This is a genomic window from Streptomyces sp. (assembly GCF_035644915.1).
Lineage (GTDB): Bacteria > Actinomycetota > Actinomycetes > Streptomycetales > Streptomycetaceae > Streptomyces.
The window spans coordinates 1-8,660 of record NZ_DASQNP010000069.1; the positions used below are offsets into that span (position 1 = coordinate 1).

Genomic DNA, 8,660 nt, shown 5'->3' on the forward strand with positions numbered 1-8,660 from the left:
CCTGTCCGAGTCCTGTCCGAGTCCTGTCCGGTCCCGCCCCGGGCCTTCCGTCCGGACCCCGGCCGAGCGGTGACCGGTGATCGGGGAGGCCCGTAGACTGCGGCCGGTGAGCGCGAAGAAGGCGGGCGGGGCGCCACGGCCTCGCACTCCGCGTACTCCACGGAGCCCGGAAGCCCGGCGGCGACGCCAGGAGATCCTGCGCATCGCCATGGAGACGTTCGCCGCCCGCGGGTACAACAACGCGTCGCTGGCCGAGATCGCCGACCGCGCCGGGCTCACCCAGGCCGGGGTGCTGCACTACTTCCGCTCCAAGGCCCTGCTGCTCACCAGCGTCCTGGAGCTGCGCGACCAGACCGACATCGAGCAGCTCGGGCCCGACCGCCCCCGCGGCCTCGCCTTCCTGCGCCACCTGGTCGACACCGTCCGCCGCAACGCCGAGCGCGAGGGCATCGTGCGCCTGTACACCGTGCTCTCGGCGGAGAGCGTGACCGACGATCACCCGGCGCAGGAGTACTTCCGTGCCCGCTACGACGGCCTGCGCTCGATGGTGGCCGACGCGCTGTCGGAGGCCTGCGAGCTGGGCGAGGTGCGCGCCGACCTGGACGTCGAGACCGTGGCCAGCGCCGTCATCGCCGTCATGGACGGCCTGCAGGTCCAGTGGCTGCTCGCGCCGGACTCGGTGGACATGGCCGCCGCCACCGAGCGCGTGATCTCGGCCCTGCTGGCCGACCTCGCGGCCAGGGGGCCGTCCGGGGACGGGGACGGCTGAGCCGTCGCGCCGGTGTCACACTGCCGCCGCCGTACGGTCCAGGCCGGTGCCGAGGCGGCGGAGCTGGTCGTCGACCGTGAGCGTCCGGCCGCGGACGAAGGCGGCCGCGAAGCCGTCCTCGCCCAGGGCCGCGCGGGCCCGGGCGGCGGCGCGGTCGACGTCGAGGCGTTCGGCCCGGGGAAGGGGCGCGTGGACGGACTCCCGGAGGGCGGCGGCCGTGCCGAGCAGGGAGGCGGCCTCCCGGTGGCGGCCGGCGACCGACCGGGCGCCGGCCAGGCCCTCGACGGCGAGCGCCACGGCGCGCGGGTCGCCGGTCCGGCGGGCCGTCGCCAGCCCCTCCAGGTGGAGCGCCTCGGCGCGTTCCGCGTCGCCGCGCTGTTCGGCGAGGTAGCCGAGCTGGGCGAGGATCAGCGCGGTGCCGGCGTCCACGCCGAGGCGGCGGTCCCACTCCAGCCAGGGCAGCAGCCGGGCCTCGGCCGCGTCGAGGTCGCCGCGGAGGCGCTCGCCGAGGGCGAGGCCGTACTCGGCGAACTGCTCCGCAGGGCGGTTCGCGTGCTCGGCCGCGAGGCGCCGGGCGCGCTCGTGGAGCTCCGCGGCCCGGGTGTCGTCGCCGGTCAGCAGGGCGATGCGGCCCAGTCCGGACAGCCGGTAGGAGACGTGCGTCCACATCCGCAGCTCCTCCGCGTCGCGCACGCCCTCCCGGTGCAGGCGGGCCGCGGTCCCGTAGTCGCCGGTGATCTCGGCGAGCATGCCGAGCTGCTCCGACGCCTGCAACTGGCCCCAGCAGTCGCCGAGTTCGGCGAAGAGGACGGCGCTCCGCTCGGCGTCCCGGCGCAGCGCGGCGAGATCGCCCCGGTAGAGGGACTGGGTGGCCCGGACGCCGAGCGCGGCGGCCTCGCCCCAGCGGTCGCCGCGCGCCCGGAACTCGTCGGCCAGCCCGGCGAGACCGTCGTCGCCCGTCTCGTCGGCGAACCCGCAGCGGGCGAAGGCGAGGAACCACCGGCCCCGCGCGTCGGCCCCGTCGAACCTCTCCCCGGCTCCCGAGTGCCCGGCTCCCGAGCCGTCCCCGGCGAGCAGGGCGAACGCGGCCCGCCGGGCGCGGGCCCCGGCGTGGCCGGCGTCCCGGGCGTCCGCGCGCTCCAGCGCGGCGTCCAGCGACCTGAGCCCCTCGCCCACGCGTCCGCGCAGGTACCAGTACCAGGACAGGGCGTTGACCAGGCGCAGCGCGGTGCCGGTGGTGCCGTCCGATGCGGCGTGGTCGAGCGCCGCGCGCAGGTTGGGCGCCTCGGCGTCCAGGACGCGCAGCCAGTGGCGCTGGTCGCGGCCGTGCAGCCGGGGCGCGGCGCGTTCGGCGAGGTCGGCGTAGTGGAGGGCGTGCGCGCGCCGGGCGGACGCGGTCTCGCCCGCCTCGTCGAGCCGTTCCAGGCCGTAGGCGGCGACCGATTCGAGCAGCCGGTGGCGGAGGCCGGTGCCGCCGTCGGTACCGGCGTCGGCGTCGGTGCCGGTGTCGTACGCCGGGACGACCAGGGAGCGGTCGACGAGCCGGGTGACGAGGTCGAGCACGTCGCCGGCGCGCACCTCCGCCGCACCGCCGTCCGGTGCGCCGACCGCGGCGCACACCGACTCCGCGGCCTCCAGCGTGAATCCCCCGGCGAACACGGCCAGCCGGCGCAGGACGGCCCGCTCCGGCGGGGACAGCGGCTCCCAGCTCCAGTCGATCGCCGCGCGCAGGGTCCGCTGCCGCGCCGGTGCGTCCCGGTGCGCCTGGCTGAGCAGCCGGAAGCGGTCGTGCAGGCGGTCCGCCAGGGCGTGCACGCCCAGGGCCCGGACGCGGGTGGCGGCCAGCTCCAGGGCGAGGGGGATGCCGTCGAGGCGGCGGCAGATGAGGGCGACGGCCCCGGCGTTCCCCGAGCCCAGGGCGAAACCGGGCGCGGCGGCCGCGGCGCGGGCGGCGAACAGCTCCACGGCCTCGGCCTCGGTCAGCGGCGCGACGGCCTCGACGACCTCGCCGGAGACCGCCAGGGGCTCCCGGCTGGTGGCCAGGACGCGCACCCCGGGGGCCCGGCGCAGCAACCGTCCGACGAGCGCGGCGACCGGCTCGACGAGGTGCTCGCAGTTGTCGAGGACGAGGAGGAGGCGGCGCGTGGCGAGCGCCCCGGCGAGCCGTTCCAGAACCGTGTCGGCCGTACCGGACGTACCGGCCTTGGCGGCGGAACGGAACCCCTGCGCGGCGGTGTCGTCGCGTACGCCGAGGACGGCCGCGACCGTGTCCGCCACGGTCTCCGCGGTCGCGTCCGCCGCCGCGGCGGCTCCCGCGAGCTCGACGAACCAGACGCCGTCGGGACAGACGCCCCCGCCCGCGTCCACGTCCGCGCCCGCGTCCGCGTCCGCCTCGGCCTCGGCGTCCGCGAGCCGTGCCGCCGCCTCCAGCGCGAGCCGCGTCTTGCCGACGCCGCCGGGCCCGGTGAGCGTGACCAGCCGGCCCGCCGCGACCAGGGCGCACACCCGGGCGACCGCCTCCCGCCGCCCGACCAGCGAACTCACCGGCGCGGGCAGGTTCGTCCGCGGCCGTACGCCCGCGGCGTCCGGGGCACCGGTGCCGACCGGGGCGTCCGTGCCGGCCGGGCCGACAGCGGTGACCGGACTGGTCGCGGCGGCCGGGGCGGCCGGGGCGAGGTCCGGGTCCTGGCGCAGGATCGCCTGGTGGAGCGCGGTGAGCCGGGCGCCCGGGTCGACGCCCAGCTCCTCGGCGAGCCGCCGCCGTATGTCGGCGTAGGCGTCGAGCGCCTCGTTCTGCCGCCCGGCGCGGTAGAGGGCCAGCATGTGGGCGGCCCGCAGCCGCTCGCGCAGGGGGTGGTCCGCGACCGCGTCCCCCAACTCGTCCGCCGGCAGGACGTGTTCGCCCGTCTCCAGCCGGAGCTCGGCCAGCTCCTCCAGCGCGGTGAGCCGCTGCTCCTCCAGCCGGGCGATCGCGGCCCGGGCGAAGGGGGCGTCCCGGACGTCGGCGAACGCTCCGCCGCGCCACAGCCGCAGCGCGTCCGCCAGCAGGGACGCCCTGGCGCGCGGATCGGACTCCCGCCGCGCGCGGGCCGTCAGGGCCGCGAACCGGCCGGAGTCCACCGCCTCGTCCGGCACGCGGAGCGCGTAGCCGGCCGGACCGTACGCCACCAGGGCGCGGGCGCCCTCCTCGGCCCGGTCCAGGACGCGGCGCAGCAGCGAGACCTTGGTCTGCAGGGTGTTGGCGGGGTCGCCGGGCGGGGTGTCGCCCCACAGGTCGTCCACCAGCCGGTCCACCGGCACCGGGCGCCCGTGGTGCACCAGGAGGTCGGCGAGCAGCGCGCGGACCTTCGCCCCGGGGACGGCGACGGGACTCCCGTCCTCCGTCCGCACCGTCACCGGTCCCAGCACCTCGAAACGCATGACTTCACGCTAGTGCGTGCGTGCCCCGCAGGCGGGCGTGCGCGGACCGTCGGCCGACCGTGCGCGGCTCCGCGCACGGTGTTCCGGTACCTCTCACGCACCTTTGGAAGGAGCGGTCCCATGACCGTGTCCCGCGAGATCCGGCTCGCCTCCCGCCCCGTGGGCGAGCCGGGTCCGGAGAACTTCGAGCCGGCCGTCACCGAGGTCCCCGAACCGGAGGAGGGCCAGGTCCTGGTCCGGAACACCTGGATGTCGGTGGACCCCTACATGCGCGGCCGCATGAACGACGGGCCCTCCTACATCGCCCCCTTCGAGATCGGCGCCCCGCTGGAGGGCGGCGCGGTCGGCGAGGTGGTCGCCTCCCGCTCCGCGTCCGTGCCGGTCGGGGCGACCGTCTCGCACTTCCTCGGCTGGCGCGAGTACGCGGTCCTGGACGCGGCGGAGGCGACCGTCGTCGACACCTCGCTCGCCCCGGCGCGGGCGTACCTCGGGCCGCTGGGCCCGACGGGCCTCACCGCCTACGCCGCGTTCACCCGGACCGCGCCGGTGCGGGAGGGCGACGTCGTCCTCGTCTCCGCCGCGGCCGGCGCGGTCGGCAGCGTGGCCGGGCAACTGGCCAGGAAGCTGGGCGCCTCCCGGGTGATCGGCTCGGCGGGCGGCCCCCGCAAGACCGCCGGGCTCCTGGACGTGTTCGGCTTCGACGCGGCCATCGACCGCCACCAGGGGCGGATCGGCGAACAGCTCGCCAAGGCCGCGCCCGAGGGCATCGACGTCTACCTGGACAACGTGGGCGGCGACCACCTCCGGGCGGCGATCGACGCGATGCGCTTCGGCGGGCGGATCGCCCTGGTCGGCGCGATCAGCACCTACGACGCCACCGGGCCGGTGCCGGGCCCCGACAACCTCTTCGCGTCCGCGGCCCGGGAGGTCACCCTGCGCGGCATGCTCGTCACCAACCACCTCGACCTCCTCCCCGAGTGGACCGCCAAGGCCGCCGGCTGGCTGGCCGACGGCACGCTGCGCACCGAGGAGACCGTCGTCGAGGGCATCGAGCGGGCGCCCGAGGCGTTCCTGGGCGTGCTGCGCGGCGCCAACACCGGAAAGATGCTGGTCAGGCTGAGGGAGGAGCGGTGACGGCCCGGAGCGCCGGGCGCGCCCTGCTCGTCTTCGCCCACCACCGCCCGGACTCCCTGACCGCGCAGGTCGCCGACCGGGCCCGGGCCCGGCTCGAGGCCGACGGCTTCGCGGTCGACGTGCTCGACCTGCACCGCGAGGGCTTCGACCCCCGGATGACCACGGTGGACGAGCCGGACTGGGCGGACCCCGGCAAGGCGTACTCCGAGGAGGTCCGGGCCCACATGCGGCGCATGGCCGCCGCCGATGTGATCGTGGTGGTCTTCCCCCTGTGGTGGTTCGGGCTGCCGGCCGTCCTCAAGGGATGGGTCGACCGGGTGTGGAACCACGGCTTCGCCTACGGCCGCACCCGGCTGCGGGGCAAGCGGATGCTCTGGCTCGGCCTGGTCAGCTACTCCCGCGACCAGTTCGCCGAACTGGGCTGGGACAGGACGGTCGCCCACGTGCTGAGCACCGGGATCTCCGGGTTCTGCGGCATCGACGACGCCCCGGTCCACTTCGTGTACGACTCCCTGACCGCGGGCGAGACGGCGCTCGCCGCCGCCGGCGCGGGCCTGGACGCCTTCCTCCGGTGAAGGCGGCCGGGTTCGGTCGGCTCGTCACCGCCGGCCGTCGCGTGCCCGCTCGGGGAGGGCACGGATTTCCTCGGCCAGTTCGGGGGCGGGGATGTCGTGCCCGCTGGTGAAGCTCTTGAGCGTGGCGTGACCCTCCTGCCTTCCGGCCTTGTAGGTGTAGCAGATCTCCACTTGGCGGCACTGCGAGCAGAAGCCGGCGGACGCGAAGGGCGAGAGCGGGACCGGTCCGTCCGGCGTCTGCAGGTACAGCATGTCGTTGCCGACGGGTTCGTCCAGCGTGAACGTCCGGCGCTCGAAGTCGGGGTGATCGCCTACCACGTGGTCGGCGGCCACCTGATAGGTACGGGTCCGCGGCTGGTACGAGCAGGAGACGGTGAGCAGCCAGGGAAAGGACTCCAGGAAGCGCGCCCGTTCCAGCGCGCGTTCGAGGTGGTGTGCGTGCTCGGCCACCCGTACGGCGGCCTCCTGGTTGCTCTGCGGCTTGTCGCCGTGCGCCGCCCGGTTGCGTTCCTCCCGCAGGGCGTTGAGGTGCCCGACGAGCCCCGGGTCGTCGGGCACGTCCTGCAGGGCGTCCCGCAGACCGGGAACCAGGCCGGGGCGGGCTTCGGCCAGGGGGCCCAGACCGCCGAGCCAGTTCGTCCAGGTGCCGAACATGACGCCCTTCGCCGTGTAGGCGCTGCGCAGCGCGGCGAGGTTGCGTTCTCCCGCACTTTCCTGATCGGCCCTGCCGCTTCCGGCCGTGCGTTCGTGGTTGAGCAGGGCCGCCACCGTCACACTGGCCGTGGCGGCGAGAATCTCGGCGGTGCCGAGCAGAGCCTCGTAGCGGTCCCTGTCGGTGTGTGCTCGCTGCAGTGAACGCACGGCGCGGGCAACGGGGTGCGGCAGCGACTCGCGCATGTGGGCCAGGACGGAAGAGGTGGCCAGGTCATGGCGAGAGGCCGTCGGAGTGCGACGGCCGCCGCCGGGTGCCTCCGGCCGGGGCTCGTCGGCGGCCGGGGGCGGGGGCGTGGCGGGGTCTCGGCGAGGGGAAGGAACCGGCGGACGCGGGGAAGCCGACGCGTGCGGCTGTGCCGAGGCCGACCGGGGTGTGGAAGCCGGGTTCGGCCGGGGCGCGGAGACCGGGGCCGGCCGCTGCCGTCGGTGCCACCGCCAGCGTCGGTAGAGCAGCCGGAGCCAGGCGGGCAGCAGACCGAAAGTGGCGATCATGACGACGATGGCCAGCAGGGTGTCCAGCCATACGGGCAGGGGGCTCGGCGGCGTGGGCTCGTCGCTCGTCGGGATGGAGATGGCCGCCAGGACTCCCCAGCCGACGGTCGTCCAGAACAGCCAGTCCCGGTGGACAGGTGCGTCGTACAGCCGCAGAACAGCGTTCCGGCGCTTGGGGAGAGGTGCGGGCGGACCTGACGGGAGCATGGCGTTACCGTTCACACACGTATGGTGCCCACCAGGTGGACTCTCCCGCCGGTGAACGGATCAGAACACCGGCGGGGAACCCGGTTTCCCAAGCGCCCCTTCTGTGTTCTTCCTGCGGTTGACACGGCGCTCTTCTGCACCGGATCGTCCCCATCCCATCGGGCGACCTCCGGGTGGGTCCCGCGATCGTCCGCGAGTGGCTCCCGCACTTTCTGCAGCGCGATGCGAGGCCGGGGAGGCGACGGGCCGGACGGCCGGACGCCCTCCGGCGGGAGCCGGCACCGGACACGGCGGCCGGGCTGTCCGCTCTCCTGCCGCCGCTCGCCCGGGCCTGCGCCGCCGGCGCGGGCCTGGACGCCTTCCTCCGCGGGGCCCCGGCGGGATCGGAGCGGGAGGAGGCGGCCCGAACCTGACGGCACGGGGCCGTACGGCCCCTTTCCGGCGCCCGCGAAAGGGGGCGACCATGGCCGGACCGGAGCGTGCCGCCACAGCGGGGCGGGGCGCCGGTACCGGGGAGGAGAGGCATGACCGACCGCACCGCCGGCGCGGGCGCGCCCGGCGCCCGCGCCATGTGGGAGCTGTTCGAACCGATCCACGCGGTCACCTACTTCGCGCCGGAGGCCGCGGCCGCCTTCCGGGAGGCGGGGCTGCGCGGTTTCTGGCGCGGCTACTTCGCGGGCCGGGCCGCCCCGCTGGGCGCCGTCGGCCCGGAACCGGTGGTGGCGGCCTTCTTCGCCTTCGCCCCGCCGATGGTGGCCCGCGCCCTGCCGGGGGTGTGGGAGGTGGTCACGCCCGGCACCGCCCTGGCGGTGCGCGGGGCCGGGGCGGCCGCCGCGCTGCGGCGGCTGCTGGCCGGACGCGAGGCCGAGGCCGAACGGGCCGCGGACCTGCTGACACCGCTCGCCACCGGGCTGGACTGCGCCGGGCGGGTGCTGGCGGCCGCCAACACCGCCGTGCCGGTTCCGGACGACCCGTTCGAGCGGCTGTGGCACGCCACGACCCTGCTGCGGGAGCACCGCGGCGACGGCCACGTGGCCGCCCTGCTGGCCGCCGGGCTCGACGGCTGCGAGGCGCTCGTGCTGCGCGCGGCCACCGGCCTGCCGCGCGCCGAACTCCAGCCGTACCGGGGCTGGACGGACGGGCAGTGGGAGGCGGCCCGGCACCGGCTGGAGGAACGCGGACTGCTCGGGGCCGACGGCGCGGCGACGGACGCGGGCCGCCGCGTCCTGCGCGAGGCCGAGGAGGCGACGGACCGGGCGGCCGAACGCCCCTGGCGGGACCTGGCACCGGACGCGGCGGCCGGGCTGTCCGCCCTCCTGTCCCCGCTCGCCCGGGCCTGCGCCGCCCAG

At 76.5% G+C, this 8,660-nt stretch carries 6 protein-coding genes; 4 read left to right on the forward strand and 2 right to left on the reverse strand.

Features of this window, described 5'->3' with window-relative positions; genetic code table 11:
- The first annotated feature begins 196 nt into the window (after nucleotides 1-196).
- Nucleotides 197-769, forward strand: a complete 573-nt coding sequence (locus tag VE546_RS06935; RefSeq protein WP_324919656.1) for a TetR/AcrR family transcriptional regulator — start codon at nucleotides 197-199, stop codon at nucleotides 767-769.
- A gap of 15 nt (nucleotides 770-784) precedes the next feature.
- Here the strand turns inward: VE546_RS06935 and VE546_RS06940 are convergent, their stop codons facing one another.
- Nucleotides 785-4,189: an AfsR/SARP family transcriptional regulator gene (locus VE546_RS06940; protein WP_324919646.1), complete on the reverse strand. Its 3,405-nt coding sequence runs from the start codon at nucleotides 4,187-4,189 to the stop codon at nucleotides 785-787.
- Between the two features lie 120 nt (nucleotides 4,190-4,309).
- Between VE546_RS06940 and VE546_RS06945 the strand changes: the two genes are divergently transcribed.
- Complete coding sequence (locus VE546_RS06945; RefSeq protein ID WP_324919648.1) at nucleotides 4,310-5,323, forward strand: NADP-dependent oxidoreductase; 1,014 nt, start codon at nucleotides 4,310-4,312, stop codon at nucleotides 5,321-5,323.
- A complete protein-coding gene (locus tag VE546_RS06950; RefSeq protein ID WP_324919650.1) occupies nucleotides 5,320-5,898 on the forward strand; it encodes an NAD(P)H oxidoreductase in 579 nt (192 codons plus the stop codon). The genes VE546_RS06945 and VE546_RS06950 overlap by 4 nt, the downstream gene beginning before the upstream one ends.
- 24 nt (nucleotides 5,899-5,922) lie before the next feature.
- Here the strand turns inward: VE546_RS06950 and VE546_RS06955 are convergent, their stop codons facing one another.
- A complete protein-coding gene (locus VE546_RS06955; protein ID WP_324919652.1) occupies nucleotides 5,923-7,326 on the reverse strand; it encodes a hypothetical protein in 1,404 nt (467 codons plus the stop codon).
- Between the two features lie 509 nt (nucleotides 7,327-7,835).
- Between VE546_RS06955 and VE546_RS06960 the strand changes: the two genes are divergently transcribed.
- Nucleotides 7,836-8,660: SCO6745 family protein (locus tag VE546_RS06960; protein WP_324919654.1), on the forward strand; the 825-nt coding region annotated here is incomplete at its 3' end.

Bases quoted from the DNA above. Each gene is read 5' to 3' on its own strand.
- VE546_RS06940 (WP_324919646.1), bottom strand. From the start codon at position 4,189: ATGCGTTTCGAGGTGCTGGGACCGGTGACGGTGCGGACGGAGGACGGG.
- VE546_RS06945 (WP_324919648.1), top strand. From the start codon at position 4,310: ATGACCGTGTCCCGCGAGATCCGGCTCGCCTCCCGCCCCGTGGGCGAG.